Genomic DNA, 25,600 nt, shown 5'->3' on the forward strand with positions numbered 1-25,600 from the left:
GCCCGGCTGCGCGCGAAGGATCAGACTGGGGAAATTTCAACCGCCCGATCTGGGGAGTATTCGACCGGCGGTGACAAGAACCACCAGGCGTTCGCACCGGCCCATCTGCGCCATCTCGGAGGCCCCTACCGACCTACCCTGGCGGCACCTCGCCCGACTCCTCATGGCCCATCCCGGTCATCGATCGCGGGATCGAAGAGTCCGTTCGTGATCTCCGCCCCGTCGCCGTCGAAGCCGATCGAGCCGGTCGCCTCGCTGGATGCCTGCCCAGGGAGCTTCAGGACGCCCTGCTGGACCAGCAGCCCCTCGTAGGCCAACGCGCGCAGTCTGCCGACACGCTTCACGCCCTTGTGGAACCGTGCGAGCTCGTCATAGAGACGAGGCAGTTCCGCCCTCTCGAGCTGGAACACGAGCCGTATGCGCGGCGGCTCCGAGGTCTTGGTGGAGCCGGTCATGCGGCATCTCCTGCAGCGCGCTCGGCCGTGGCCGACCTTTCGCGATCGGCCGCCAGTACGGTTCGCGCATAGGTCATCCCGGCCAGCTGGAACCCCCTCACGTTGGCGAACACAGGCTCCTTGATCTCGAGGATCCGGTGGCGCGGAAACGCCGACTTCACCGCCTTGCGGAACAGGAAGGCGCCTCCGCCCACGAGGATGATGTTCTGCAGGCTGTGCGGCGATTCGATCCACTCCTTCATGCTCGACACGGCCTGCTCCGTCACGCTCTCGGCCAGCGGCAGCAGCCGCTTGAGGTCGTAGGGCTTCTGGAAGATCACCGGGGCCTTGCCGGTCCGCAGCGCAATGTCGATGGCGTCCAGATCGCGGAAGGGCGTGCCGATGTCCTTGGTGATCTCGGCAGCGAGCAGCTTCAGCACGTCGGCAACACCCCGATTCACGGAGTGGCTCTGCTTCTGCACCAGTCGCATGCCCTGGGCGACGAGCCAGTCGAAGGTCCTCGCACCTGGATCGATGATCAGGCTGCGCTCCTTGGCGATCTCGGCGAGCTTGCCGTGGGCGTGCGCGTAGAAAGCCAGCGCGCCTTGAGGCTGGGCAACAGCCAGCGTGCGCACCACACTGACCTTCTTGCCACCGCCGACATCGTGCTCGCCTGTCATGACCCGCTCCAGAGCGGCCTTCTTCACCGCAAACAGCGCCACCGGAAGCCCGACGACCAGCAGGTCGATCTGGCTCTGCCGCATCGAGCGCAGCGCACCGCGCAGCAGCGCCATGTACTCCGGCGACTCGATGTAGTCGTCGTGCAGCTGCGACGCCCGGAAGGTGTCGGCCGCGAGCCTGACCTCGGGACCGACTTCATAGAAGAGCGACCCTACCGGGATGAACATCGTCTTGGCTCCATCGCCGCCGGGCCAGAGTGGTTGTCCGTTGCTGGACGGGTATGCGAGCGAGGGGAAGCTTGCGCAGCGGATCTCGCTGTCGGCCGTGCCGGTGACGAACTTGGTGTTGCCGGAACCGACATCCACCGCCCTCACGATCAGGTTCATGGTGTTCTCCGAGTGAACGAAAGAGTGCTCAGGATCGACAGATCGACCCTGTTCCTCCACGCGGATTCCGGCCTCTGCAGGCGCGATTTCGACGTCGGATCCGTCCCGGTGTCACTGCGCTGGCACTGCAGAAGCACTGCACTGACCCTCGGATGACACCGAACGGACGAGTCGGCCGCGTGGTGTCACCACGGTCACACTGCAAAGTCACTCGTCAACCCCGTCCATCGGCCGGCACGCCGGCGCCTGACACGACCTGGAGAGGCCGGTGCCGGGCCAGTCGGGGTACCTGAGGCGGCAGCCTTGCCTGTCAACCCCGCGCCGTTGCTGGCGATCCGGGCCATTGCCACGCTAGATGGGCCCTACCGCCGAGTCGCACGCCGTCAACTGCCTGCCCCAAGGGCCGCCTGATCAGGGGCCTTGCGGCGGGTGCTGCGCATGCGGCCTTGACCGTGGATGCCGTCGCGGTTTCCACTGTGGGCTCCCGAGGGCTCCTGGCCCGCTCCGTCCTCTCGAAGAAGACGAGCATTGCAGGCGTCGCAGTCGTTACCTGCCTCGTGCCTTCAACCGAAGTTCCCGTCCCGAACGGGTGGCGCGACCGGCCTCGACCTCCAGAAGGATCGACGCCGCGAGCGTGCCGAGTCATCCACCACAGCAGTGACCTGCCCGGTCCTTGCCAGCCGTATCCCCGCGATGACGGCTGGGCGCTCCGGAAGCGCACCGGCGCAGCAGAACCCCGTGGCGGCACCTGATGCCGCGCACCGTTCCCGCCAGCCCTTGAGCACGCGCGCATGACGCGCATCGCGCGGCGTGATGGCCTCCATGAGGCTCCCCGCACGACCCTCGCTCATCAACTCGACACCGCCCTGGACTCTCGGTCAGGGGTGGACCCATGCGAGCGGCCGGCGCTGCACACCAGGCCTGATCCACCGAATGACCCAGGGCTCGACCCTGGCGTCGATGTCGCACCCAGCCCCGAGCGGGGTGGACATCACCCCTGTCGTCGCGTCGCAGAAATGCGCAGACGGTCTGGATCAACGTGTTCCATTTTTAAGTCTGACCGAGCTGACCCAGGCCCCTCGACGAAGACCACGAGGAGCCCGGACCAGCAAAGCCATGGGTGGGTGTGGCGCTGCAGAGATCGACCGCCGCACCGACGTTGCACACGATCTCCATCGCCGTGGGCTTGCCAGGAATCGGCCCCGGGGATGTCCAGATGGATTCCTCCAACCCCGGTCCTCCCGACCGTTCATTCACCGGCGTGCTGTTCGGGCAGTCCGCCACCTCGCAGAAAGCCCACCATGTCCCGCATCCGCCGTGAAGAACCCACGCGCCGCCGCCGGCAGGCACCCCTATCCCGCAACGACCGCCGCAACGACCCGCGCGATGGCGCCGCCCTGCCCTCCTCATCCACCCGCCCTTCCAGGACCACCACGATGACCTCGGCCAGCCCAGGCCGCCTGCACGGCCAGGACTCGCCGCGCCGCCAGAACTGGGCCGGCAAGTCGCCCCAGCAGGTGCTGGACATGTACCCGCCCGGCAGGACGCCCGTGAACCGGGTGGTGGACGTGCTGATCGAGCTGTTCAACCCGCTGCACACCGCGCTGGAGAAGACCGTGTCGCACAAGACGCGCTACGAGCGCGCCCACTTCCTGCGACGCTTCTTCCGCGAACTGCACACGGACGCAGGCTTCAAGTTGGCACCCGATCCTCGCAACCTGGGCCAGCGGCACGTCCAGGCGATGGTGCAAGTCTGGCAGCGCCGGAAGCTTTCGCCGGGGACGATCCAGACCTACCTGAGCTTCCTGCGTGGCCTGGCGATGTGGCTCAACAAGCCGGGCTTCATCCGCAGGCCCGAGCACTACGGCCTGACGCCTGACGAGTACGAGCGCCACGAGAACGCCCAGCGCGACAAGAGCTGGAGCGGCAACGGCATCGACGTGGAGGCCTTGCTGGCCAAGGTCTCTGCCTACGATGCCCGCATCGGCGCGTCGATGCGCCTGATGGTGAAGGTCGGCCTGCGGCGCAAGGAGTCGGTGATGTGCCGCCCCTACGCCCACGTGCATCCGTTCGAGGAGACAGGCCTGCCCGACGAGCAACGGGAGGCGGATCGGTATCTGTGGACGAAGGGCAAGGGAGGCCGTGCGCGCTGGCTGCCGCTGGCCACCGAGGAGCAGCAGTCGGCCATCGCGCATGCCCGCAGCGTGGTCAGCGGCCATGACGCACACATGGGGGCGCCGGATCGGGACCTGAAGTCCAACCTCCGTAGGCTGGACTATGCGCTGCGCAAGTTCGGCCTCACGAAGCGCGAGAGCGGCACCACCGGGCACGGGGCGCGGCACGACCACCTTCAAGGCCAGTACCAGGACACGACGGGCACGCCGGCGCCGGTGCGTGGCGGTGGGCCGGTCGCTCAGGACCTCGACCGCCAGGCGCGGCTGCGTGTGGCCCGTATCGCGGGCCATGCCCGCCTGCGCTCGGCCGGCGCCTACATCGGTGCGATCCGGCGCTCGCCTGCAGGGAGCCGCGACCCGGCCCAGGGCGAGACCGGCAAGCCTGGGCCGGGGAGCATCGGGGACGACGGTGACACGCCTGTCCCGGTCGCATGAGCCGGCCCGGCCCGGGCCGGCCCTGCGTTCAGGCGCAGGCAGGCGCCTCGGTCCGTGCTGGATCGTTGGCGTCGACCTCCTCGCCACCCGTCACCGGGGCATCGGCGTGCGGCTGCACGCGCAGGCAGTCGGGCAACCAGCCACGCCCGGCAAGCAGTTGTTCGGCCTGCGCCACCGCGGCGTCCTTCTTCAGCGCCGCGAGCGGACCAGCAACCTTGGCGCCGGCCGCCGCGTGCACCACCTCGACCACTCTCGCCTTGGACACGTGCTGAAGGTAGGCCTCCCCCGTCGCCGACCACCATCGCGTCATGTCCAGGCCGAGGGCGCGGGCCAGCCCGTCATTGACCGATTGGCCGGCGTCGGTGCCGGTGATGCCGTTCACGGTGGACGCGACCAGGAAGGTCAGCAGCCGCTGCACCGTCTGCGGCGGCTGCCGTAGCATCCAGTCGAACACCGCGTCGGGTTCCTTCGGCAGGTGCTCGATCCAGGCGATGCGGTCGGCTTCGATGCGCTGGGCCGCCGGGCTCGCCTCGATGTCCTCGGCCGCGCCCCGCAGTTCGTGCTGGTTGCCGGTCGCGCTGATCGCCAGCAGGTTGGGCAGTCGGTAGGCGCCATGGAGCGGGTCGGCCAGCAGCTTGAGTGTCAGGTGGGTCGTCAGTGCCGCCAGCGCAACCTCGGGTCGATCCAGCAGCTCGGCCTGGATCGCGGCGACGCGGTGGGCCGTGAGGCGGCGCATGAGCTTCTCGGAGTGCACGGGCCGTGCCGTGGCGCCGGCTGCCGATGGAAGCGACTGCAGGGCCGGGAGCCCCGAGCCGCGCGCAGGATCCGCGTCGCCTTCCGAGCCGCCTCCACCGGCCGACTTCTGTTCGGCAGCCTTGGTGATGGCCTGCGCCAGATCGGCCCGATCCTCGGGACGGATGAGCCCTGCCTTGATCGCGGCACGGCCGTCCGCGCCCACATGCAGCACGCACCCGGCGAGCGCCATCCAGGCCACGGGCCATTCGGTCAGCGCTTCCAGTCTCGCCTTGCGCTCTTCCTCCAGCCCATCGGCCTCGGACTCCAGGGCGAGGAAGGCACGGTCGCGCGACGCGTCGTCCTCGTCGGCGGCGTCGTTCGCCTCGCTGGCGCCGCAGACGCCCTCGCCGGCATCGCCATCGCCGTCGCGGTTCACCAGCGCGTCCATCTGCTCGTGCAGGGCAGCGATGCGCGTGTCCAGCGCCTTCAGCGCCTCGGCTTCCTCGGGCGTCGGTGCGCGGCGGGGCTTGCGCAGCTCGCCGTGCTTGACGTACTCGTCGTAGGCGAAGCGCGGACGGATGTCGACCCACTTCCAGCCTTCAGACAGGAGTTGCTTCGCGCGCTTGCCCAGCTTGTCGGCGGCGAGGCGCTCCAGCAGGGCCGGGTCGAGCAGGTAGGCCTTGCGGTCGTCGTCGCTGAACAGGTCGCGGCGCAGGGGTCCGCCGGCCTTCTCGTAGGCCTTGACGGTGACGTAGCGGGCCAGCGGGTCGGCGTCCGATTCGACCTCGCCCCGGGTCAGCAACTGCCGCAGATGCTCCGGGCGCTGGTTCCAGCTCGGCAGACCAGCCCAGGCCTGCTCCTGGCGCTGGTGATCGTCGACCGAGGCCAGCACCATGAGGCAGTCCAGGCCGATGCCGCCTTCGCGGTACAGGGTCATCAGCTTCGGCGAGACGGTGGCGAGCTTCATGCGCCGCTTGACGATGAGCGGCGTCACGCCGAAGGCTGCGGCCACGTCCTCGACGCACCTGCCCTGCGCGAGCAGTCTGGCGAAGGCGGCGAACTCGTCGGCCGGGTGCATCGGCACGTGGAAGCAGTTCTCTGCAAGGCTCGCGATGAGCGCCTTGTCGGCCGGCACGACAAGCACCGGCACGGGGTAGTTGTCGGCGATGTCGCCCTGCTGCACGAGCAGCGTGAGCGCGGCGAGCCGCCGCCCGCCCGCGCAGACCTCGAAGCGCCCGCGCGCCGCCTGGACGACGACGAGGTTCTGCAGCACGCCGCTGTCCTTGATCGACGCGGCCAGTTCCGGCAGCGACATCGCGGGCGTCGTGGCACTGCGGGCCTGGTGGTCCTCGGACAGCACCAGCTTGTTGAAGGGAACGAAGGTGCGAGGGGACGCCTCGATGATGGCGTCGACCTCGGCTTTGGAGAATTTCATGAGGGACTCCTGATCGGTTACATGGCAGGCCGGCGGCCCACCATGCAGTCAGGATCCCATCGAGGCCGTGCGCTTCAAGGGGTGGTGAGGCGCTCTCGCCAATGGGCCGGCCAGGACACCTGACCGCGCGTCAGCTCGCCTACGACTTCCCGCCCGACTTCAGGGCTGCCAACCGCTCCACCACCTCGCGTTTGCCGATGCCGCGCAAGGCAGCGATAGCCGCGAGGTTCCTGCCCCTGGGGCGCGCCTTGCCCTGTTCCCAGGCGTACACGCTCTGCCCAGATGCGCCGACCAGCAGCCCGAAATCCGCAGCCGACAGGCCCAGGCGCTTGCGATTGCTGGCCATGCCGGAGGCGCGGAACCGGAAATTGTCGGCCCCGTCCCCTTCCTCGACCGCAGGTGGCGATGGCAGCCGAGCGGGGGCGGCGCGCGCGGACTGCCGCACGGACCGCTCCAGTTCGCTGACCCTGCGCTTCAACGCGGCGCCTTCCGCGCGCGAAGCCGCGAGCGCCTTCCTGATCGAATCGACCTCGCTGCGCAGTTCCTTGCGAGCCAGACGAACGATCTCGGCCTTCAGGACGGATGCAATGTTGGGCATGGATCGATTGTGCCAAGCCGACGGAACAGGTTGCCGACAGCGCACCGCTTGCAGGATGTCAGTCCGCTCGCCCTTTCCCATGAGCAATGCCCCTCGCCATCGCCGGAAAGAGCAAGGACAGGATGGCATCGAATCGGGCCGGCCGCAGGTACTCGGGCGCCCCCTCCTCGATCTGCCGGACGACCTCCGCCCGCCACTCTCGGAAACGTCGAACCTGCTCGGGCCTGAAGTGCCGCTCGACATCGAAGGACTTGGCGGCGATGAGGTAGAGCGACAGCCACTGCGTGCTGTTGTCGCTGCGGGTGTTCATGATCGCGTTCACCACCTGGATCGCGCTGGACACGGCGTAGCCGACCCCGGTGTTCAGCTGGATCGACAGGATGCGAGGCACGATGGTGCGGGCGAAGACGTGCTCGGCACCGCCTTCGAACCCGTGAGCTTCCAGGGCCTCTGCGGCCAGGGCGACCTCCGCCCATTCCTCGCTGTCCTCGTCCAGGTGTTCGAGGTATCGCGGACCTTCCGTCTTTCGAAGCCGCTCGATCCTGATGTTGGCGTCGCAGAACGCCCTGAGTGCCAGCAGGTACCGCTGCGCCCACTGTGATGAGGGCGTTTCGAGCAACCGCTCACGACGGTGTGCCCGGATGTAGGCCTGGTAGGCCAGTACCTCGGCATGTTCACGGAGCTTGTAGCGCAGCACGGCGCGACGGGTTCTCAGCGCAGGGTGGTGCAGCCACTGCTTCCCCTCCGTTCCATCCACGACCAGCTTGCGCAGACCGTCCAGCGTCATGCGTCCGCCCATCGAACAGAGATCGATCTCGAGCGTCGGCAGATCGAGGTGCCGGACCTTCCGCAGCTTCTCCTCATCCACCTTGTGCGTGACCGCCACTTCGATCAGCACCGTCTCCGACCAGTGCGCCGGGAACTCATCGTGCTGCTCGTCCTCTTCTTCGTCATCGCCCCGTTGAACCCGGGTGGCGATGCCGCCGAGGATGCGCGGCCGAGGCTCCGCCAGACGCCCGACAACATCCGGCACGATGCGGCCGAGGCGCCTCTCCAGTTCCACGGCCTCGAACCTCAGTTCGGCGGGCGCGCTCCACCACAGGATCTCGACACGATGGTCATCCCAGCCGTTGCCGTACCCATCAGGTGCGTCACGCTGCACGGCGACATGCAGGCCCGGTGCTCGGATGCGCCTCGCGTCTTCGAGGATCGACTTGACGGTTCGGTGCAGCAAGGTCTCGCGACGCATCGTCGCGGTCGCGTCCGGGTCCGTGCCCGGCGGCAGTTGCGCCTGGAACAGCGCCTCGTCCTCGTCGGTCCAGGCGTCGAGCGACTGGCGCGCCTCGTCCGCGGCCCGGACCCGCGCCTGCGACGTCAACTCGCGATCACGCCAGTGGGAGCACCAACTCGCAGGAGGCAGCAGCCGAAGTCGCGCTCGCAGCTCGTCCACGTCCATCTCCGCCAGCGCCGGGTCCGACAGATTGATCGTGATGACCGCGCGGCCTGCCTCGCCTTCGACGCGCTCGCCGGTCAGGTCCACCAGGATGGTCCTGCCATCGTCCAGCGTCAGCTCCGCCGCGGCCGGATCGACCATCCGAACATCACTGATCCGAACACGCTGCGCTGGCTCCTCCACCCATCCCTCGTAACCCTCACCGCTGAAACCCTTCGAGACGGCGGTCACCCGCCGTCGCGGCAGGTCGATGTAGCCCAGCGACGCCAGGTGGTGGGAGGCAGCAAGACGCGCTGCGACAACGACGCACGCAGTTCGCGGCGTGCCGGCCACGTGGCGGAAATGAGCCGTCGGTCGAACGCGCTGCGGCTCACCCGCCAGGACCGTCCACAACTTGCTGCCACAGCCGGGACATACGGCACTCGCAGCCTGCGAGACGATGTCCGGGTCATGGATGTACCGGGGAGCACCTGTCGCCGCGTCGCTGGCCCACTTGAGCGGCACGGGTCCCGGGGTCGCCGGGATCGGGCGATCTGAGGTCCCGGCCCGGACCGTCCACTCTGCCTTCGCCACCGCGCGCCTCAGCGAGGATGGAGGTCGCCGGTCACCTGCGAATCGGCGACCACGACGGAGATCGGCCCGACACAGCCCGCGTGCAGCAGGCGTTCCCACTCGGCCAGGGTCAGATCGAGCTCGCGGCCACCCAGGCGCACGCGGAACACCAGCGATCGCCGCTCGACGTGGTGAACGCCAGCAGGAATGCGCAGCGGAACGCCTGCCGCAGTGGTGGCTTCGCAGTCATGGAAGGCGTATCGCTCGACGGTCATGGACAGGCCGGAACCGGTCAGCAGGAGATGTTGATCCGCGCACTATACGAACCGTCAGCCGGCCCGCACGCCCTGCAACCGGGCAGCGCAGCGTTGCGGGCCAGCGACGCGGAGGAGTCGGAATCGATTGCCCGCCCAAGCGTCGGCCGAGCCGGTCGCTTGAACGGGCATTGCCACGATGAGACCTCGGATCCGTTGCCGTCCGAGGGAACCCGTCCCATACTGACCCGGCTTCCTGCGGACATCGCGTCTGCTCAGCCTTCATCGGTGGCTCCGGTCGCCCTGAAGTCCAGCCCAGCTGGCGTCGCAGTCGTTACCTGCCTCGTGTCCTGCCCGGCACCTCCGTGTGCCGGACCGACTCCGATCCTTCCGGATCCGAAACCAGGAGCCGGCCATGACCCCGTGTCGTGGCCCCTCCTCGCATGCGCCGACCACGACCTCCGCGTCGTGACGCGCCCTGCGCTCACCAGCCCGGCCTGATCTCGATCAGAAGCCTGGCCTGACGCACGCATCTGCCCTGGCCCCGTCCTCTCGGACGCGGACCTCTGCAGCTCGCGCACGCACCTGTGCGCGACGAAGCGCCTTGCCTTCCCGGCAGGGCATCCCAGACGGGGAACCCCAGTTCCCCGCCAGGGATGGGCGTTCCCCTTCACCCCTGAAGGAGAACCCTCATGAGTCCCGTTCCCTGGAACCGCGCCCTTCCACCGAGGAATGCGCCGGTGTGTGCACTGCTGGGTGGTACCGGGCTTGCCCGTGTGCCCGCCCGGCGGCCTGTCATCCTTCCGGCGCTGCTCCGGCCCCGGCCCTGCACGCCCCATGCGTCCATCCACATGGTGTGCGAGGCCGCGGACCCTCTGGCGTCCGAGCGCAGCACGACGGTGTGCTGACCATGACGGTCGACACCTACCGCAGGCGCATCGCCTCGACGGCCATCGTGCTGGCCCGGGAGGATCCCCTCCTGGTCAAGGAAGTCATCGCCCGGCTCCGCGCCTCGGGCGAGATCGCGGCCGACGACCTGGTCTACCTGGACCGGATCGCCGACCGCTGGATCGGCATTGCCGAGGGCCTGCGCCGAGGCGCCGCTCGCGTGCTCACGACCTGATGGTCGCGGGCATCGAGTCGTCCGTCGCGGCACCGCCGTCGGCTCGAACTCGTGCCGATCGGGTCCTCGGGTCTCGGGGATGGTGAACCGACCGCCAGCGATGGCATCGGGACGCCATCACCCGACACCCCGTTTCCCCTCGGCTTTCAACCGCCCTCGCCATCCACCCTCCGGGAGTCACCGTCTCCCGTCGGGGTCGGGGTTCCCTCGCCTTCTTGGAGAACCCCATGAGTCATGCTTTCCCAGACAGATCCTTCCAGAGCCCGTCACCGCGCCGCAGCACCATCGACATCGAGGAGCAGCGCGCCTGGGTCGGCTTCTACAGACGCGTCGGCCGTGACGTCGCCCTCGCCGCCGAGGTGATGGCGCAGCTCGACGGCGACGCCGAGATGAAGCGTCGCCACCTGGCGCTGTACCTGTCCTGCAAGCAGTCGCTGCGCGTCCACAAGGCGCGCCAGGCCCGCGACAAGCGCATCGGGCAGTGGCTGCGCCTGCTGGTCCAGTGGACGCTGCAGCGACCCGCAGCCTTGGTCGGCGGCGTCACGCAGAAGGCATACCACCGCACTGCGGACGTCCTGGACGAGGCCATTGCCGCCGCACCGCCGGCCTCGCCGGCAACATCGAAGCGGGGCGCGCGCCCAGCCGCGGCCAGTGACGCCGACGGCAGGACCGAACCGGCCACCGCACAGGTTCGTCAGCTGCTGGGCGATGCCGAGTTCGCCGACGCGCACGCCCGCTTCCAGCACCAGGCCGGCATGTCCCCGGCGTCGCCGGTCAGTGGCTCCGAAGGCGGCTCCGAGCGTGCCCCGGAACCTCCCGTCGACGGCCCCGCACCCGCCGTCCAGATCAGCCGGCGCTGATCCGAAGACCGAGCCCCGGCGCAGCCCCATCGGCTGCACCGGGTTCGATCGCTGACGTGCCTCGGCCATGGACTGACGTCCAACGGCCTGGCGCGACCGGCACCCCATCCAACCGCCCGCGGGCCCGCCCGCCAGGGCCGGTGTCCGCCCTCCCAACTTCGAGAGTTCCCCATGCGAGACATCACCCTGAATCCCGAGCAACGCCTGTATGTGATCGCCACCGAAGGTGGCCTGACCTGCTTCGGCTTCGACAACGCCCGCGACCATGCCCGGCAGATCGCGCAGCGCCTCGATCGTCCCGACCTGATGCCCACCGCCGACGACGCGGCCAGCCTCACCGGCTACGAGAAGTACCTCGCTGCGGTGCGTGCCTGGGGCGAGTCCGCCCAGGGCCACCGCACCTACTTCGATCCCGGCACGGACCCTCGCCTGGCGAGGGTGCTGGAGACCTGCCGCCGGGACGGCCGCAAGGTGCGGCTGGTGCTGGGCGACACCGGCACCGGCGCGAGCTGGCTCGACGAGTTCGACGTGGTCGGCACGGTCGGCCGCTCGACCGGCCTGCTGAAGGTGCCGCTGCTCGTCGAGCCGGGCGAGGCAGCCGGCACGGCCATCCTCTGTGCGCACGTGCTGGCACTGATGGACTGGGACACCGGCCTGTCCCTTTACCGCCACCCGCGCTGGCAGCCACCGGAACTGCGCATCCGCGCCAGTGATGACGATGACCGTCCTTGGGCCGTGGTGCTGCACGAGCAGCCCGTGGCGACCTTCGCCGACATCGGCAAGGCCGGTGCGTACCTCGCGTTCATGCGCGGGGCGAGCGTCGAGCCGCGCGTGTTCCGCTGAACCACTCGGTCGAACGTTCGAGGCCTTCAGACGGCACGATCCAGATCCACGCTAGGCCGTCACCCAGCACGCCCCCGGTCCAGCACCGGGGGCGTTCCTGTTTCCGCAACTGCGAATAGGGCGACGGGCGCTCAGCGTCCGGTCAGGGACTGCACCTCACGCTCGATCAGCCAGTGCAGGAAGCGGGTGTCATCGGAGTGGCCCCAGTAGTGGGCCTTGCATCGGCGGATGTAGGCCTGCAGGTCCGCGACGCTTCGGATGGACCCCGGCTCGATGGCGGTGATGCGGGCCAGCCGCGCCCGTTCGGGTCGGGTCAGTCGAAGCTGGTTTCCGGATCGCAGCATGTCGGTTCGGCCTTGTCGGGAAGCCACGCATCTTCGCGTGCCTGCGCAGGTCTGTGCACATCCGCTGCTGCCCGCAGCGAAGAAATTTCTGCAGTGACAGCCGAGTGCCTTTGCGGTGTCACTTTTGCGGTCTGCCCGCCAAGACATCCGGGTAGGCCGTGGCCCAGCCACAACGGCGCGGCCACGCGCAGTGCGGTCATGCGAACCGTGTCACCTCCCCGCGCACCGATGCCCGACCAAGGCACGGACCCTGGCGCCCTTTGCGCGGGCAAGCGCGGCTAAGGCGCGGTTGGTGGCACCACCTCGGTTGAATCCCCGGTGCCGATGGCGCAGACTTGACGGGCTCACACCCACTCCCGACAGGAGTGTTTCCGATGCCGACCGAACCGGCGGCAGCGGCGTCGCAGTCGTTACCTGCCTCGGATGATCATCTGAGCCACCGTGCCGGCCACGTTCCGTCGTGTGTCTGCACATCCTTCCCTTGCGGGGACACCAGTCCCCACCGGGAACGGCGTTCCCGTCTTCCTTTTCGCCACGAGAGGAGAACGCCATGAACTTCCACCCTTTCCAGGGTCTTCAAGATCTGCCGGACCTGCCCGATGCCGCCCATGCGTCTCGGGAGGCCCTGGTAGCAGAGATGCTGGGCCTGCAGGCCCACCCATTGCCAGGCCCGACGCCGGCTGCGCTGCGCGTCAGCGACCGGGAGACGCCCCACGAGGACCCGGCCACGCAGCAGCTCCTGACGCGCCGACTCGGTGTCGCCCGGGAGCTGCTGATGCGCGAGCTGCGTGACCGGATGGCGCAGGGGCCGGTGATGTCGTCGCCCCAGGTCCTTCGGGACTGGCTGCGACTGCGCTGCGCAGGCCTGCAGCACGAGGTCTTCCTCGCGCTCTACCTGGATGCCAACCACCGGCTGATCGCCCACGAGGAGGTGTTCCGCGGCACGCTCACCCAGACGTCGGTATACCCGCGGGAACTGGTCAAGAGCGCCCTGGCCCGCAACGCCGCCGCGATCGCGGTGGCCCACAACCACCCGAGCGGCCAGGCCGAGCCGAGCCGCGCGGACGAGTTCCTGACGCAGACCCTGAAGTCGGCGCTGGCGCTGGTGGACATCCGCCTGATCGACCACTTCGTCGTCGCCGGCGACCAGTGCGTCAGCTTCGCGGAGCGCGGACTGCTCTGACGCCATGTGCGGCAGTCACGCCCTGCACGACCCCGTTGCGAGAAGGGCGCCGCCGCGGCGGTGCCCCTCCCGCCGATCCCACCCCAACCAAGGATGCCCATGTCGGAGAGAAGACCCCCGACCTGCCCCTGCTGTGCCGGCCACGGCGTGCCCCTGGGCGCGCTCGGTCGCCTGCACTGGTTCCGCTGCCGCGACTGCGGCATGACGTTCGCCCGCGCCGGAGGATCGAAGCGCACGCCCCGTGCGCCCTCGACCGTGACGCGGGCGACCGAATCCCCCACATCTCCCAGTTCATCCCGAGGAGGAATCCCCGATGCATACCCTGCCCGCCACCGGCCTGCGACAGCAGGCCGAGATGCTGGCCAGCCTGTCCCTGAAGCATCTGAGTACGGCGACACGCAACAAGCTCGCCGATGACGATCTGTCCGTGAACGCCTACCCGACCGACTGCGGCGGGTTCGTCTATGTCGGGGCACCGAAGTACCGGGTGCCGTCGGAACCCGATCTGGCCATGCTGTTCGAGGTGGCCGAATCCGCCGGCGTGGCCTGGCTGATGTTCGATCGCGAGGCGGCGGTCATCGACGGGCTGCCCGTGTTCGACAGCGCGGAGCCCGGACCATGAGCCAGCACCTCGCGACGGCGACGCTCGACGGACGCCCCGTCGAGATCGTGGCCGGCTTCGATCGACGCCTGGGGGACTACTTTCTCCAGGTCATCGACGAGCGCAACGACATGCTCTACACCAGCCTGCAGGAGCCCCTGCTGGACTGGACCGACATCGCGACCTTGCGCGTCAAGGTCGCCGATCTCGGCCTTCAGCTGCCGACGCAGTTGCTCGACGAAGTCGAAGCCGACGGCCTGCGGCGCGCGGGAAACCGCATCGTGCGCCACACCGCCAATGGGCAACCCATGACGCTGGTGGCCGGCTGAAGCAGTTCACTGCCCAATCACGGCGCCGTGCTCCCATCCCGCCAGGGAAGGGGCCGGCGCCGCTTCCTCTCATGGACTGAGCCTAGGTTCGCTGAGGCCGCCGAGGCTGGCGATGCCCGTGCACTGGTGTCGTCGGAGGAGGCGGGCCAGGCGTCCAACTCTGGCGACCATTCGGCGCCAAGCCGCAAAGCACAGTCGCGGTCACGAACGGCGTTCGCGACTTTCGACCACATCCTCGTCATCTAAGCTCCTGGCGTACGTCCGCTCGCGTGCCCAAGCTTCCGCCAGTGCGTTCACCCTGGCCGTCGGTGTTCCAGCCTTCAATGCCAAAGCCACGTTCCTGCCTCCAAGGGCCCCGTGATCGCGCAGCCAGAACATCACCCTCTCGGTGTCGTGGAGGTTCCGGAGAGCGCGGCAGATTGCGCCTGCGGTCAAGCGATCGATGCTCAGCAATGCCGCGGGGTAGTACTGGCAGTTCTCGATGTGGATGCTGACCACCTCGCCGCTTGCCGAGGTCGTCGCCAATGCCTCCTGGGGAATCCCCCACGCTTGCGCCAGGTGCGGACCGAGGACTACCAGCCCTTCCCTGATCCACTGAGCTCGCGCCGATGCACCGCGAACCTCAGCATCCGCCAAGCCGCCTCGTGCCGAAGTCGGATGCTTGTTTCCTCCACGAATCATGGCGCGCAAACCTCCCGCAGGAAACCTCACCAAGCGAACAACTTCCCGTCATTCATCGCTGTCGCGGAGCGCTGGAAGGGACATGACGTCCCGCGCGAGAGCGATCGGCGGCGCGCTCGCGCTCGGCCGCGCCGATCTCGGCGTCCAGGGCGACCATGACCTCGTCGAACGAGAGACCCGGACGCGCATCGTCCAGCGCGTCCTGGATCTCGGCTGCGAGCCATCGGCTGTGAGCTGCGGTCTGATGGCCGGTTCGCATCAGTTCGGCTTGGCTGGCGTCGCGGGGGTCCATGTCGTTCACGGTGGTGGTCAAGTCTTGGCGACGGTTCCATCGCACTCAAGATGGAAGCATCATGCGCATTTGACTGACCCGGCGCAACGGCCGTGTCCGGCGGGGGCGCGATTCAGTAAGAATGTCGGCTCGGATCGCCAGTCGTCCAAGACGGCCACGGAACTCGTGGCCCTACGATTCGACGCCTCCGCCAGAGAGGCGGCGCGGCCCACGACAGCGGTGGCGTTGACGTCTTTGGCCAGAGAGAGCCGAGGACGCAACCGCCACTTTGCGTCACCTAGGCGCAACGGTCGCAAGCAGGCTGATCGCAAGCAGGCTGAATGAGCGACTTTAATGTTTATGTCAACTACGGCAAGCGCCTTCACCTGCAAACCACCAATTCCGTGCGAGACGAGAACCCGGGCGTCCATTCCCAAGGTCTGCGAGAACTGGCGGTGACGAACTGGAACTGACAAGACTTGCCTCTCCGTGCCCCGGTCCACTCACGGGTGCAGCAGGCCAACCGGTCAACGGAACGCGCTCAACCAACGAGAGTGGCAGCATGAAAGTCTGAGTTTGTGCCAAGCAAGCCCCGCGACGGCTCGGCACCTGGCCGAGCGGCCCTACAGGGCCGGCGCTGCGCCGCTTAGCCAGCATCGGCCACACAACTGCCCTGCACAGCGACGTATTCTTTTCCGTCGGCGCAGACTTGTCATCCGCGCGGTGAGACTTCTACTACAGCGTGGTGAACTGGCCCATCATGCCGGCGTCCTCGTGCTCGAGGATGTGGCAATGAAACATGAGGGGCGTCGCCGAGGCGACCTCGGCCGTTTGCACCGCGACCCGCACCGTCTGCATAGCCTCGACGACGAAGGTATCTCGAAGACCTTGCTCGTAGATGGGCGGCGCCAAGGCGGCACGCGTCAGCATTGACATCTTCACGCCGTGCACGTGCATCGGATGCGCCATATTGGTCGCATTGGTAAACGTCCAGACTTCCACCGAATTCGCCGGTACGCTGAAGTCGATTCGACCGATGTCGAAGCTTCGGCCGTTGATCGTGAAGGCCCCGCCCATCATCCCGCCGTCCAATCTGAAGGTGCGGTTGATCGCACCCGGTCCCGCGACGACCGCTGCCGCTGCAGGCAACGTGTTCGGTGGCGACGAGATGGAATTGCTCTGCTTTGGCAGAGACACGCGAATCCTCATGGCCTCGACCTCCGTCGCGCCCGCGGCGTTGCCCATTCCCATCCCTCCCTGCGCGGTGCTGGCGTACAGGGGCACCTCCTGCCCCGCCGGCATTGCACTGAAGTCGACCAACACTTCAGCGCGCTCTCCAGGCCCCAACGCAAGCGACGGGCGCGCAACGGGAACAGCCAGCAGTCCCGCCTCGTTGGCGACCTGCAGCAAGGGCAGTGAATTGCCAAGCCGCAGCACCAGCGCACGTGCGTTGCAGCCATTGAGGAGCCTGAACCGCACCCACTGACTCGGCGCCCGCCACACCGGAGCCAACGCTCCGTTCACCAGGAGAACGTCGCCGGTGTAGCCGTTGGTTCGGTCGCTGGCTGACAGCGTGTAGTCGATCTGACCCGCTGCAGTGAATCGCTTGTCCTGGAGCACCAGTGCCAGGTCGTCCACTCCCCATGTGTCCGGCAGTGTCGAGCGCGCCATCTGCGCGTCATCGACGATCAGCAGGCCCGCGAGACCCATGACAACCTGGCGACCGGTCGAACCGTGGGCGTGAGGGTGAAACCAGCAGGTCGACGCAGCGTTGGCAACCGTGAAACTGGCGGTCCACCGTGCGCCTGCCGCGATGACCTGATGCGGGCCTCCATCCGCCTCCGCAGGTACCAGCAGACCATGCCAGTGGACCGTGGTGTCCTCGCCAAGATTGTTTTGCACGTGCATTGCGACGTTCTCGCCCTTACGCAATCTCAATGCCGGGCCCAACAGTTGGCCGTTGTAGCCTAACGTGGCGGCCGCAACGCCGGAGCGAAAGGTAGTCGTTCCCGCCTGAGCGACAAGTGAGAAGTTCCTCGTGCCAGCCGCATCTACAGACCCGTCGACCATGGGGATGATTGGCAGGTCGGCCCCCTGGGACGCGGGACTGATCAGAGGCGTGACCACCGACTCGTGACCCGAGGCACCCCCGCCACATCCGGACATCTGAAACAGTGGGATGCCGGCCATGCCACACAGCAGACTACGTCGGCCGGCATCAATCGGGCCATCGCTGTTCGCCTTGAACTTGTTCATCGCGAGTCTCCGTGAGAGCGAGTCAGTCTATCCGTCCTTGCTTATGGCTCTCTTTGGCAGCGGGCGACCGAAGGCGCGTGGTCCGTCCCCTGGCAGGCGTTCGGCTCGCTGTCGACCGAAGACGCCTGGGTGTGCAGATGACCGGGCCGTCATCCCAGCGACAGTGAACTGTCGGCATCGTGGGACTAGATTTCTCGGCGCGTCTGGGACCGATCCACTTCCCCACCCATGGAGGTAGCCATGAAACTGAGACTCACGCAACTTGCCGCTGTTGCGCTCTTCGCAGCAGTCACCACTTCGCCTGCCCACGCAGGGCATGCCGCCAAGGAGGCCGCCAAGCAGGTGATCGCTCTTGCCGATGGTGGGGCGCTCTACCTGTTCGACGACGGCCTCATGGCGAAGGAGGACCGCTATGGACGAGCGACCAGCGTGAAAGTCGGGACGGTGATCGAAACGAAAGACGGACGCAAGCTCACCATGACCAGCAATGAGGTCGCCAGGCTGAGCCAACTGCTGGACCTGGACCACCGCGGATAGCGCACGCGACGATCGACGTCGCCTTCAGAGCGCCCGAGGGCGCGAGTTCACGTCTGGCCTGAACGGACGTGCGCTCACGCGCCACCCAGGAGCCCGGAAGCAGTCAGCCAGGATAGCTGGCAAACGTCGAAGCCTGCCCGGCAAGATCGATCAGGAGTACCTGATAGGGCTGGGAGCGGCCCGGAACCGCCATGCCGGGCGCTGACACGGGCATGCCAGGCACCGACAGGCCCAAGGCCTTCGGCCGGGTTGCCAGCAGTCGCTCGATCTCTGCCGCTGGCACATGTCCTTCGATCACGTAGCCGTCGGCGAGGGCCGTATGGCAGCTGCCAAAACGGTCGGGCATGCCCAGGCGCCGACGTTCGACCGACGCGTTGCGCACATCCAGCACGGCAACCGTGAATCCGGCCTCGCGAAGGTGCCCAGCCCAAACCGCGCAACAACTGCAGCTGCGGCTCTTGAACACCTGTACCTCGGCCTTCGGGGTCGCTGTCAGCGCCAGGCCTGGCAGCGACACGCCGATCGCCACGAACCTCTCCAGAAGTACTCTCCGTCTCATGGCACCATCCTCACACAGCCGATGACGGCCCTAAGGCTTCCTGTGCAGAAGGGAACGGGGCAGAACGCGATTCCCTCCTGAGCTGCCATTGCTTGACCAGCGCGTAGAGCGCCGGGATCACGCCGAGTGTCAGTACGGTCGACGAGATCATGCCGCCGACCATCGGCGCGGCGATGCGGCTCATGACCTCCGAACCGGTGCCGGTACCCCACATGATCGGCAGCAGGCCGGCCATGATGGCCACCACCGTCATCATCTTCGGACGCACGCGCTCGACCGCCCCCTCCATCACCGCGCTGTACAGGTCTGCCGGGCCTGGCAGCCGCCCTTCGCCGCGGCAGCGCTCCCGCACTTCGGCCCAGGCATGGTCGAGATAGATCAACATCACCACGCCGGTTTCCGCCGCGACCCCGGCCAGTGCGATGAAGCCGACGGCAACAGCCACCGACAGGTTGTAGCCCAGCCACCACATCAGCCACACGCCACCGACCAAGGCGAAGGGCACCGACAGCATCACGATCAACGTCTCCGTCAGCCGCTTGAAGTTCAGGTAGAGCAGCAGGAAGATGGTCAGCAAGGTTACCGGTATGACGATCTTCATCTTCTCGACGGCACGCTCCATGTACTCGAACTGGCCGCTCCAGGTGATGTAGTAGCCCGGCGGGAACTTCACCTGATCGGCCACCGCCTTGCGGGCGTCAGCGACGTACGAACCGATGTCGCGGTCGCGGATGTCGACAAAGATGTACGCCGACAGCAACGCGTTCTCGGTGCGGATCCCCGGGGTGCCACGTGCCACGCTCACTCTGGCGACCTGCCCCAGCGGCACCATCGCGCCGCCCATCGTGGGCACCAGCACCTCGCGCTCGATCTGCTCCGGGTGGGTGCGCAGCTCGCGCGGGTATCGCACCGTCACGCCGAAGCGCTCGCGCCCTTCGACCGTCGTCGTGACCATCTCGCCACCGAGCGCAGTCCCGATGATGTCCTGCAGTTCACCGACCGACAGGCCGTAGCGGGCCAGAGCCTCGCGGTTGGGCTCGATGTTCAGGTAGCTGCCGCCCGTCAGCCGTTCTGCGAAGGCCGATGTCGTGCCGGGCACGGCCTTGACCACCGCTTCGATCTCCTTGGCCAGCTTCTCCATCTCGCCGAGATCCTTGCCGAACACCTTGATGCCGATCGGTGTGCGAATGCCGGTGGAGAGCATGTCGATACGCGCCTTGATCGGCATCGTCCATGCATTCGACACGCCCGGGAACTGCAGCGCCTTGTCCATCTCGGCGATCAGCTTGTCGGTGGTCATGCCCGGCCGCCACTCTTCCTGCGGCTTCAGATTGATCACCGTCTCGAACATCTCGATGGGCGCGGGGTCCGTCGCGGTGTTCGCACGTCCAGCCTTGCCGTAAACAGACGCCACCTCCGGGAAGCTCTTGATGATCTTGTCCTGGGTCTGCAACACCTCGGCCGCCTTGGTGATCGACATGCCCGGCAGCGAGGCCGGCATGTACAGCAGCGTTCCCTCGTTGAGCGTCGGCATGAACTCGCTGCCGAGCTTGGAGGCGGGGAAGTAGGTCAACGCCATGGCGATGACGGCCAGCGCGATGGTCAGCTTCTTCCAGCGCATGACGCCGGCGATGATCGGGCGGTAGACCCAGATCATGAAGCGGTTCAGCGGATTCTTCGCCTCCGGCATGATCTTGCCGCGGATGAACAGCATCATCAGCACGGGCACCAGCGTCACCGACAGCAGCGCCGCGCCGGCCATCGAGAAGGTCTTGGTGTAGGCCAGCGGCGCGAACAGCCGCCCTTCCTGCGACTCGAGCGTGAAGACCGGCAGGAAAGACACGGTGATGATCAGCAGCGAGAAGAACAGCGCCGGCCCGACCTCCTTGCAGGCGTCGAGCATCGCGTCGGCGCGCTGCTTGACGGTGTGGACAGCGGGCAGCCGCTCGAGGTGCTTGTGCGCGTTCTCGATCATCACGATCGCCGCGTCGACCATCGCGCCGATGGCGATGGCGATGCCGCCCAGGCTCATCAAGTTGGAGTTCATGCCCAGCAGCTTCATGGCGATGAACGAGATCAGCACGCCCACCGGCAGCATCAGGATGGCTACCAGCGCCGAGCGCACGTGCATCAGGAACACGACGCAGACCACGGCGACGATCAGGCTCTCCTCGATCAGCGTGCGCTTGAGGGTGTCGATCGCCCGGTGGATCAGGTCCGAGCGGTCGTAGACGGCCTGGATCGACACGCCTTCCGGCAGCCCCGCGGAGATCTCGGACACCTTCGTCTTCAGGTTGTGGATCACCTCCAGCGCGTTCTGCCCGAAGCGCGACATCGCGATGCCGGAGACGACCTCGCCTTCGCCGTTCAGCTCCGACAGGCCACGCCGCTCGTCGGGCGCCATCTCGACGCGAGCCACGTCGCGGATCAGCACCGGCGTGCCGCCCTCGCTCTTCAGCACCAGCGTCTCGATGTCGTTCCGGCCGCGCAGGTAGCCCTTGCCGCGCACCATGAACTCGGTCTCGGCCATCTCGACCACGCGGCCGCCGACGTCGCGGTTGGAGTCGCGGATGACCTGCGACACCTTCATCAGCGGTATGCCGTAGCTGCGCAGCTTGAGCGGATCGACCGTGACCTGGTAGGTCTGCACGAAGCCGCCGAGCGACGCCACCTCGGCGACGCCGGGCGCCTTGGTGAGCTGGTAGCGCACATACCAGTCCTGGATGGTCCGCAGCTCGGCGAGCGTGCGGTCCTTGGCCAGCAGCGCGTACTGGTACACCCAGCCGACACCGGTGGCATCGGGTCCGAGCGAAGGCGACACCCCCTTGGGCAGCCGTCCGGACGCGAAGTTCAGGTACTCCAGCACGCGGCTGCGCGCCCAGTAGATGTCGGTCCCGTCCTCGAAGATGACGTAGACGAACGAGGCCCCGAAGAACGAGAAGCCGCGCACCACCTTCGACTTCGGCACCGCCAGCATGGCGGTGGTCAGCGGGTAGGTCACCTGGTCCTCGACCACCTGCGGCGCCTGGCCGGGGTACTCGGTGTAGACGATGACCTGCACGTCGGACAGGTCGGGCAAGGCGTCCAGCGGCGTCTTCAGCAAGGCCAGAACGCCACCGATGACGATGAACACTGTTGCGAGCAGGACCAGGAAGGGATTCCTTCCGGACCACTGGATGATCTTGGACAGCATGGCGCCCTCTGCTCAGTGGCCGGAGTGGGTGGACTGGCCCGCGCTGGCCGCCGGTGTGGCCGGCTTGGCCTGCGGCGCCACGTTGGGCACGGTTCCGGTCGAGGCGATCGACGTCACGACGAAGTCACCCGGTTGGCGTTCGACGAATTCGAAGCGCACGGCCTGGCCGGGCTTGAGTCCGCTGAGCAGCGACGCGTTGGCGGCCTTGAACTCCATCGTCATCGCCGGCCACTTCAGCGTGACGACCGGTCCGTGGTTGAGGCTCAGCGTGCCTTTCTTGGTGTCAACGCTGTCGATCGTGCCTTCGGCCTTGTGGCCGATCGCTGCCGCCGGCACTGGCTTGTCCGGCTGCGCCGGTGCTGCCGGCGCGGAGCCGCCGGTCGCCGGGCTGCCGTGTCCTGCGTGCCCGCCGAGGCCTCCCACTGCGGCCTTGAGGTTGCTCTCTGCATCGATCAGGAAGTTCGCGGCCACGACGACCGGTTCGCCGTCACGCACGCCCTTCAACACCTCGACGTAGTTGTCTGCTCGCGCGCCGAGTTCGACCTCGCGTGGCTCGAAGCGCCCCTCCCCCACCTGGACCAGAACGATCCGCCGCGTGCCGGAATCGATCACGGCGGAGTCCGGCACCGCCAGCACCGGCGACTTGCCACCGACACCGAGTTCCACCTGGGCAAACATCGCCGGCTTGAGACGCTGGCCGGGGTTGCCTAGTTCGACACGCACCGGGATGCTGCGTGTTTCGGCCTTCAAGGTGGGGTAGACGTACGTGACGCGTCCTTCGAAGCCTTCGGTCGGATACGCCGTGGTCGTCACGCGAGCCTTCGCACCGGTCTTGACCAGCGCGATGTCCTGTTCGGGCACGTCGGCGATCACCCAGACCGCCGACAGATCGGTGATCTGGTACAGCAACTCGCCCGGCATGAAGCGCATGCCCTGCAGCGCCTTCTTCTCGGAAACTATGCCCGTCACCGGCGACGGGAACGAGATCGTCCGCTGCGGCTGGCCTGACCTCATCAGGGCCGCCACCTGCGGTGCCGACAGGTCCCAGTTGCGCAGTCGCGCGAGGCTCGAGTCGGCCAGCTGACGCATGCCGGCCTGCGCCTCCGTGCCGGCCTCCTTCATCGCCTCGAGCCCTTGCATGGCGATCGTGTACTCGCGCTGCGCCGAAACCAGTTCAGGGCTGTAGGCCTCGAACAAAGGCTGACCCTTGGCCACCGGCTGGCCGGTCGCACTGACGTGCAGCCGTTCGACGTAGCCTTCGAATTTCGCGGTCACTGCAAAGGTCCGGCGCTCGTCCGGCTCGATGCGGCCTGCCGCCCGGATCGTCTTGCCGAGAAGGCGCATGCCCGCCGGCTCGGTGCGCACGCCCAATTTCTGAATCTTCTCGGTGCTGATGCGCACCTGGCCTGCCCCTCCGGCGCCAGCGCCAGGCGAGGCCTCGTCTTCGCCTTCGTAGACCGGGATGTAGTCCATGCCCATCGGATCCTTCTTCGGCACCGGTGAGGTGTCGGCCAGCCCCATGGGATTGCGGTAGTACAGCAGCTTGCGCTGCTTCGGCACCGCAGCGGAGGGCGACCCCTGGCTGGCCTCGGCGGACGAAAGTGCGGCGCTGCGCGTCTGCGTGCCCAGCCAGTAACTGCCGGCGCCGACGGCACCGATCGCGGCGATGATGAGTACTGTCGTGGCGGTCTTCACAGGTCTTCTCCCACAATGCGTTCGATCTCGGCCAAGCGCATCTGCGCCTCGACCTGTGTCTTCAGGATTTCCAGGCGGGCCTTGCGAATCTGGCGCTGCGCCTCGAGCAACATCGCGAACTCCGCCTTGCCGTTCTCGTAGGCGGCCAGTGCCGAATGAAGGCCGAGCTCCGACTGCGGCAACAGCTGGGTTTTCAGCAGCGTCTCGTTGCGCCGCGCGGCCTCGAGCCCGGCCAGATTGACGGCCAGGTCACCCACCAGTTGCTGCTGCAGCGCCTCGGCTCTCGACCGCGACGCGGCGACCATGGCCTCGGCTTCACGTTCTTGGCCGCGGCGAGCTTCCTGCTGCAGCGGGATGTTCATCTCCAGCATCACGCCCCAGGTGGTGATGCGCGAGCCCATCTGCGATGGGGACAGGCCGACGGTGAGGTCGGGGTAACGATTGCGCCGTGTGAGGTCGCGACTCTTCTGTGCGAGAGCCACGCGCGCCAGCTCGGCCTGGATCTGCGGATTGCCCGACCGCGCCCGCTCCGCCAGCGACGACGCATCGGCGGTGTTCAGCGTCGGTATCGCACGCAGCTCCAGGGGGTCGGCCAGCGGTGCGCCGCTTTCGCGCGCCAGCAGCGCATTCAGCCGCGCGCGAATCTGGCGCTTCTCGCTGTCGAGCATGATCAGCTCCGAGCGCATCGCCGTCTGTTCCAGCTGCGCGCGGATCGCGTCCGCTTGGGCGGTCAGTCCACCCGCGTAGCGCGCCTGCGCGACCTGCTCGAGCCGGGTCATCAGTCCAAGCACTTCCGTGGTCAGCCGCTCATTGCCAGCAGCGCGGTAGTACTCCGCGTAGGCTGCCTTGATCCGAGCTGCCAGCTCGGCCCAGGTCGCATTCGAGCGGGCCTCGGCCTGCCGCACATCCGCGGCGGCGGCGTCCCGCTTGAGCTCGCGCTTGCCCCACAGGGGAAATGCCTGCATCAAGGTGTACTTGGTTTCACCGACCTTCCACGGCAGCAGGCTGGGCGAAGCGTCGCTGCCGTAGTTGTTGATGTTCATGAGCTCCACGCGCAGCACCGGGTCGGGGAGCGCCCCCGCCGGCCCCACACGTTGCGCGGCGGCTTCGGCCTCCTCGCGCATGGCCCGGATCTCCGGGCTCTGGGCACGGGCGTAGGCCAGCAACCCCGGGAGGTCGCGCCCCAACGGCGCCTCCTGGGCGACTGCGGCAACGGGCCCGGCAGCACCGAGGACCAGCCCTACCACCAGCAAGCCCGCCCAGCGCGGCACGCCTGGCCAAGCGCGATTGGCCTGACCCTGTACGGTCGTCATTTCGTCTTCTCCTTGGGCGCCGCTCGGAGGAGCCGGATACATGGGCGATCCGGGGTTCCGATCACGGCGGCGATACGGTCAGTCTTTCGAGGCACCGCCGTTGAAGACGGTCTGCGAAAGAACGCGAGATGCACGCGGGCAGCGCGGCCAGGCAGGCCGGCTGCTTGCGCGTGACCCCTATAGCGCCAGGCGCAAGAAGGCGATTGGAATCGGCAGGGGCCTTGCGCCATCCCGGCGCGCTACCCCCCCCACATGTGCCGACACGTCAACCGACGCCGGCACGACCAAGGCCGCCACCATTGGAAGGGGCAGGACATGGAACTGGTAATTGTCGAGAACGGACTTCTGCGGCGGGATTGTTACGCCAGCTCGCTCGCAGAAACTCTCGCAGTTCGACTTCGGCTTCGGCTTCGGCTTCGGCTTCGAGTCCTGCTGATCATGCCAGGACTGATCCAGCACAGCGACCGAGTGATGCTCACAGTCCGCAGGCGCTGCCGCGTCGTCGGCGGCCTGCACGTTGGCCACCGCCTGGAAAGCCTCATCGCCGCCGGCAAACTGCTGAGCGGCCAAGCAAGCATTGGCCACGCCCAGGCCGATACCGAACAGCCACACCAGCACGACCCGAAGGGCCCAGCGGCGGAGTTGTTGAGGGCGGCGGAACATGAAGGGGCGGAT

The 25,600-nt window shown here is 67.5% G+C and carries 23 protein-coding genes; 8 read left to right on the forward strand and 15 right to left on the reverse strand.

Features of this window, described 5'->3' with window-relative positions:
- Positions 1-161: 161 nt before the first annotated feature.
- Both KAK03_RS18620 and KAK03_RS18625 read right to left on the reverse strand, forming a co-directional pair.
- Positions 162-455 carry a hypothetical protein gene (locus tag KAK03_RS18620; RefSeq protein WP_210856119.1) on the reverse strand — a complete coding sequence of 98 codons (294 nt, stop codon included), beginning with the start codon at positions 453-455 and terminating at the stop codon, positions 162-164.
- On the reverse strand, positions 452-1,501 hold the full coding sequence (locus KAK03_RS18625; protein ID WP_210856121.1) for a PRTRC system protein D: 1,050 nt from the start codon (positions 1,499-1,501) through the stop codon (positions 452-454). Before KAK03_RS18625 ends, KAK03_RS18620 begins: the two co-directional genes overlap by 4 nt.
- A 1,301-nt stretch (positions 1,502-2,802) precedes the next feature.
- Between KAK03_RS18625 and KAK03_RS18630 the strand changes: the two genes are divergently transcribed.
- Complete coding sequence (locus KAK03_RS18630; RefSeq protein ID WP_247661277.1) at positions 2,803-4,110, forward strand: phage integrase N-terminal domain-containing protein; 1,308 nt, start codon at positions 2,803-2,805, stop codon at positions 4,108-4,110.
- A gap of 28 nt (positions 4,111-4,138) precedes the next feature.
- Here the strand turns inward: KAK03_RS18630 and KAK03_RS18635 are convergent, their stop codons facing one another.
- From KAK03_RS18635 to KAK03_RS18650, 4 genes are all read right to left on the reverse strand, one after another.
- On the reverse strand, positions 4,139-6,280 hold the full coding sequence (locus KAK03_RS18635; protein ID WP_210856123.1) for a ParB/RepB/Spo0J family partition protein: 2,142 nt from the start codon (positions 6,278-6,280) through the stop codon (positions 4,139-4,141).
- A gap of 139 nt (positions 6,281-6,419) precedes the next feature.
- Entirely contained in the window at positions 6,420-6,878 is a 459-nt protein-coding gene (locus KAK03_RS18640) for a helix-turn-helix domain-containing protein (protein ID WP_054018250.1), read from the reverse strand.
- Positions 6,879-6,936: 58 nt separating this feature from the next.
- A complete protein-coding gene (locus KAK03_RS18645) occupies positions 6,937-8,835 on the reverse strand; it encodes a hypothetical protein (protein ID WP_210856125.1) in 1,899 nt (632 codons plus the stop codon).
- Positions 8,836-8,912: 77 nt separating this feature from the next.
- Positions 8,913-9,158: a hypothetical protein gene (locus KAK03_RS18650; RefSeq protein WP_210856127.1), complete on the reverse strand. Its 246-nt coding sequence runs from the start codon at positions 9,156-9,158 to the stop codon at positions 8,913-8,915.
- Positions 9,159-10,047: 889 nt separating this feature from the next.
- Here KAK03_RS18650 and KAK03_RS18655 point away from each other — a divergent pair.
- The 3 genes from KAK03_RS18655 (at position 10,048) to KAK03_RS18665 (ending at position 11,963) form a co-directional block, all read left to right on the forward strand.
- Entirely contained in the window at positions 10,048-10,260 is a 213-nt protein-coding gene (locus KAK03_RS18655; RefSeq protein WP_054018420.1) for a hypothetical protein, read from the forward strand.
- 227 nt (positions 10,261-10,487) lie between these two features.
- Positions 10,488-11,120, forward strand: a complete 633-nt coding sequence (locus tag KAK03_RS18660) for a hypothetical protein (protein ID WP_210856129.1) — start codon at positions 10,488-10,490, stop codon at positions 11,118-11,120.
- Between the two features lie 171 nt (positions 11,121-11,291).
- On the forward strand, positions 11,292-11,963 hold the full coding sequence (locus KAK03_RS18665; protein WP_210856131.1) for a hypothetical protein: 672 nt from the start codon (positions 11,292-11,294) through the stop codon (positions 11,961-11,963).
- 131 nt (positions 11,964-12,094) lie between these two features.
- Here KAK03_RS18665 and KAK03_RS18670 read toward each other — a convergent pair whose 3' ends face one another.
- Positions 12,095-12,307, reverse strand: a complete 213-nt coding sequence (locus KAK03_RS18670) for a hypothetical protein (protein ID WP_210856134.1) — start codon at positions 12,305-12,307, stop codon at positions 12,095-12,097.
- Between the two features lie 637 nt (positions 12,308-12,944).
- On the opposite strand from KAK03_RS18670, the gene radC reads away from it, so the two are divergent.
- The 3 genes from radC to KAK03_RS18685 all read left to right on the forward strand — a co-directional run bounded on the left by radC (position 12,945) and on the right by KAK03_RS18685 (position 14,420).
- Entirely contained in the window at positions 12,945-13,490 is a 546-nt protein-coding gene (radC, locus tag KAK03_RS18675) for a RadC family protein (RefSeq protein ID WP_375140991.1), read from the forward strand.
- Between the two features lie 313 nt (positions 13,491-13,803).
- Positions 13,804-14,112, forward strand: a complete 309-nt coding sequence (locus tag KAK03_RS18680; protein ID WP_210856138.1) for a DUF5983 family protein — start codon at positions 13,804-13,806, stop codon at positions 14,110-14,112.
- A complete protein-coding gene (locus KAK03_RS18685) occupies positions 14,109-14,420 on the forward strand; it encodes a hypothetical protein (RefSeq protein ID WP_210856140.1) in 312 nt (103 codons plus the stop codon). The genes KAK03_RS18680 and KAK03_RS18685 overlap by 4 nt, the downstream gene beginning before the upstream one ends.
- 201 nt (positions 14,421-14,621) lie before the next feature.
- Here KAK03_RS18685 and KAK03_RS18690 read toward each other — a convergent pair whose 3' ends face one another.
- The 3 genes from KAK03_RS18690 to KAK03_RS18700 all read right to left on the reverse strand — a co-directional run bounded on the left by KAK03_RS18690 (position 14,622) and on the right by KAK03_RS18700 (position 17,628).
- A complete protein-coding gene (locus KAK03_RS18690; RefSeq protein ID WP_210856142.1) occupies positions 14,622-15,056 on the reverse strand; it encodes a hypothetical protein in 435 nt (144 codons plus the stop codon).
- A gap of 97 nt (positions 15,057-15,153) precedes the next feature.
- Positions 15,154-15,414, reverse strand: coding sequence for an antitoxin PaaA2 family protein (locus tag KAK03_RS18695; protein WP_210856144.1), 261 nt, complete (start codon positions 15,412-15,414; stop codon positions 15,154-15,156).
- A gap of 693 nt (positions 15,415-16,107) precedes the next feature.
- Complete coding sequence (locus KAK03_RS18700; RefSeq protein WP_210856146.1) at positions 16,108-17,628, reverse strand: multicopper oxidase family protein; 1,521 nt, start codon at positions 17,626-17,628, stop codon at positions 16,108-16,110.
- A 240-nt stretch (positions 17,629-17,868) separates the two neighbouring features.
- On the opposite strand from KAK03_RS18700, the gene KAK03_RS18705 reads away from it, so the two are divergent.
- Positions 17,869-18,165 (forward strand): CopK family periplasmic copper-binding protein, encoded by a 297-nt coding sequence (locus KAK03_RS18705; RefSeq protein ID WP_210856148.1) that lies wholly within the window; start codon positions 17,869-17,871, stop codon positions 18,163-18,165.
- A gap of 103 nt (positions 18,166-18,268) precedes the next feature.
- Here the strand turns inward: KAK03_RS18705 and KAK03_RS18710 are convergent, their stop codons facing one another.
- The 5 genes from KAK03_RS18710 to KAK03_RS18730 form a co-directional block, all read right to left on the reverse strand.
- Complete coding sequence (locus tag KAK03_RS18710; RefSeq protein ID WP_310738665.1) at positions 18,269-18,694, reverse strand: DUF411 domain-containing protein; 426 nt, start codon at positions 18,692-18,694, stop codon at positions 18,269-18,271.
- A 40-nt stretch (positions 18,695-18,734) separates the two neighbouring features.
- A complete protein-coding gene (locus KAK03_RS18715; protein WP_210856152.1) occupies positions 18,735-21,917 on the reverse strand; it encodes an efflux RND transporter permease subunit in 3,183 nt (1,060 codons plus the stop codon).
- 12 nt (positions 21,918-21,929) lie between these two features.
- On the reverse strand, positions 21,930-23,612 hold the full coding sequence (locus KAK03_RS18720; protein WP_210856154.1) for an efflux RND transporter periplasmic adaptor subunit: 1,683 nt from the start codon (positions 23,610-23,612) through the stop codon (positions 21,930-21,932).
- Entirely contained in the window at positions 23,609-24,925 is a 1,317-nt protein-coding gene (locus KAK03_RS18725) for a TolC family protein (protein WP_210856156.1), read from the reverse strand. Before KAK03_RS18725 ends, KAK03_RS18720 begins: the two co-directional genes overlap by 4 nt.
- A gap of 177 nt (positions 24,926-25,102) precedes the next feature.
- Positions 25,103-25,588: a hypothetical protein gene (locus tag KAK03_RS18730; RefSeq protein ID WP_210856158.1), complete on the reverse strand. Its 486-nt coding sequence runs from the start codon at positions 25,586-25,588 to the stop codon at positions 25,103-25,105.
- Positions 25,589-25,600 lie beyond the last annotated feature (12 nt).

This window comes from Ideonella alba (genome assembly GCF_018069845.1).
GTDB lineage: Bacteria > Pseudomonadota > Gammaproteobacteria > Burkholderiales > Burkholderiaceae_C > Ideonella > Ideonella alba.

Bases quoted from the DNA above. Each gene is read 5' to 3' on its own strand.
- KAK03_RS18680 (WP_210856138.1), top strand. From the start codon at position 13,804: ATGCATACCCTGCCCGCCACCGGCCTGCGACAGCAGGCCGAGATGCTG.
- KAK03_RS18620 (WP_210856119.1), bottom strand. From the start codon at position 455: ATGACCGGCTCCACCAAGACCTCGGAGCCGCCGCGCATACGGCTCGTG.
- KAK03_RS18685 (WP_210856140.1), top strand. From the start codon at position 14,109: ATGAGCCAGCACCTCGCGACGGCGACGCTCGACGGACGCCCCGTCGAG.
- KAK03_RS18660 (WP_210856129.1), top strand. From the start codon at position 10,488: ATGAGTCATGCTTTCCCAGACAGATCCTTCCAGAGCCCGTCACCGCGC.
- KAK03_RS18650 (WP_210856127.1), bottom strand. From the start codon at position 9,158: ATGACCGTCGAGCGATACGCCTTCCATGACTGCGAAGCCACCACTGCG.
- KAK03_RS18705 (WP_210856148.1), top strand. From the start codon at position 17,869: ATGAAACTGAGACTCACGCAACTTGCCGCTGTTGCGCTCTTCGCAGCA.
- radC (WP_375140991.1), top strand. From the start codon at position 12,945: ATGCTGGGCCTGCAGGCCCACCCATTGCCAGGCCCGACGCCGGCTGCG.
- KAK03_RS18665 (WP_210856131.1), top strand. From the start codon at position 11,292: ATGCGAGACATCACCCTGAATCCCGAGCAACGCCTGTATGTGATCGCC.
- KAK03_RS18640 (WP_054018250.1), bottom strand. From the start codon at position 6,878: ATGCCCAACATTGCATCCGTCCTGAAGGCCGAGATCGTTCGTCTGGCT.
- KAK03_RS18635 (WP_210856123.1), bottom strand. From the start codon at position 6,280: ATGAAATTCTCCAAAGCCGAGGTCGACGCCATCATCGAGGCGTCCCCT.
- KAK03_RS18655 (WP_054018420.1), top strand. From the start codon at position 10,048: ATGACGGTCGACACCTACCGCAGGCGCATCGCCTCGACGGCCATCGTG.
- KAK03_RS18730 (WP_210856158.1), bottom strand. From the start codon at position 25,588: ATGTTCCGCCGCCCTCAACAACTCCGCCGCTGGGCCCTTCGGGTCGTG.
- KAK03_RS18670 (WP_210856134.1), bottom strand. From the start codon at position 12,307: ATGCTGCGATCCGGAAACCAGCTTCGACTGACCCGACCCGAACGGGCG.
- KAK03_RS18630 (WP_247661277.1), top strand. From the start codon at position 2,803: ATGTCCCGCATCCGCCGTGAAGAACCCACGCGCCGCCGCCGGCAGGCA.
- KAK03_RS18700 (WP_210856146.1), bottom strand. From the start codon at position 17,628: ATGAACAAGTTCAAGGCGAACAGCGATGGCCCGATTGATGCCGGCCGA.
- KAK03_RS18725 (WP_210856156.1), bottom strand. From the start codon at position 24,925: ATGACGACCGTACAGGGTCAGGCCAATCGCGCTTGGCCAGGCGTGCCG.
- KAK03_RS18715 (WP_210856152.1), bottom strand. From the start codon at position 21,917: ATGCTGTCCAAGATCATCCAGTGGTCCGGAAGGAATCCCTTCCTGGTC.
- KAK03_RS18625 (WP_210856121.1), bottom strand. From the start codon at position 1,501: ATGAACCTGATCGTGAGGGCGGTGGATGTCGGTTCCGGCAACACCAAG.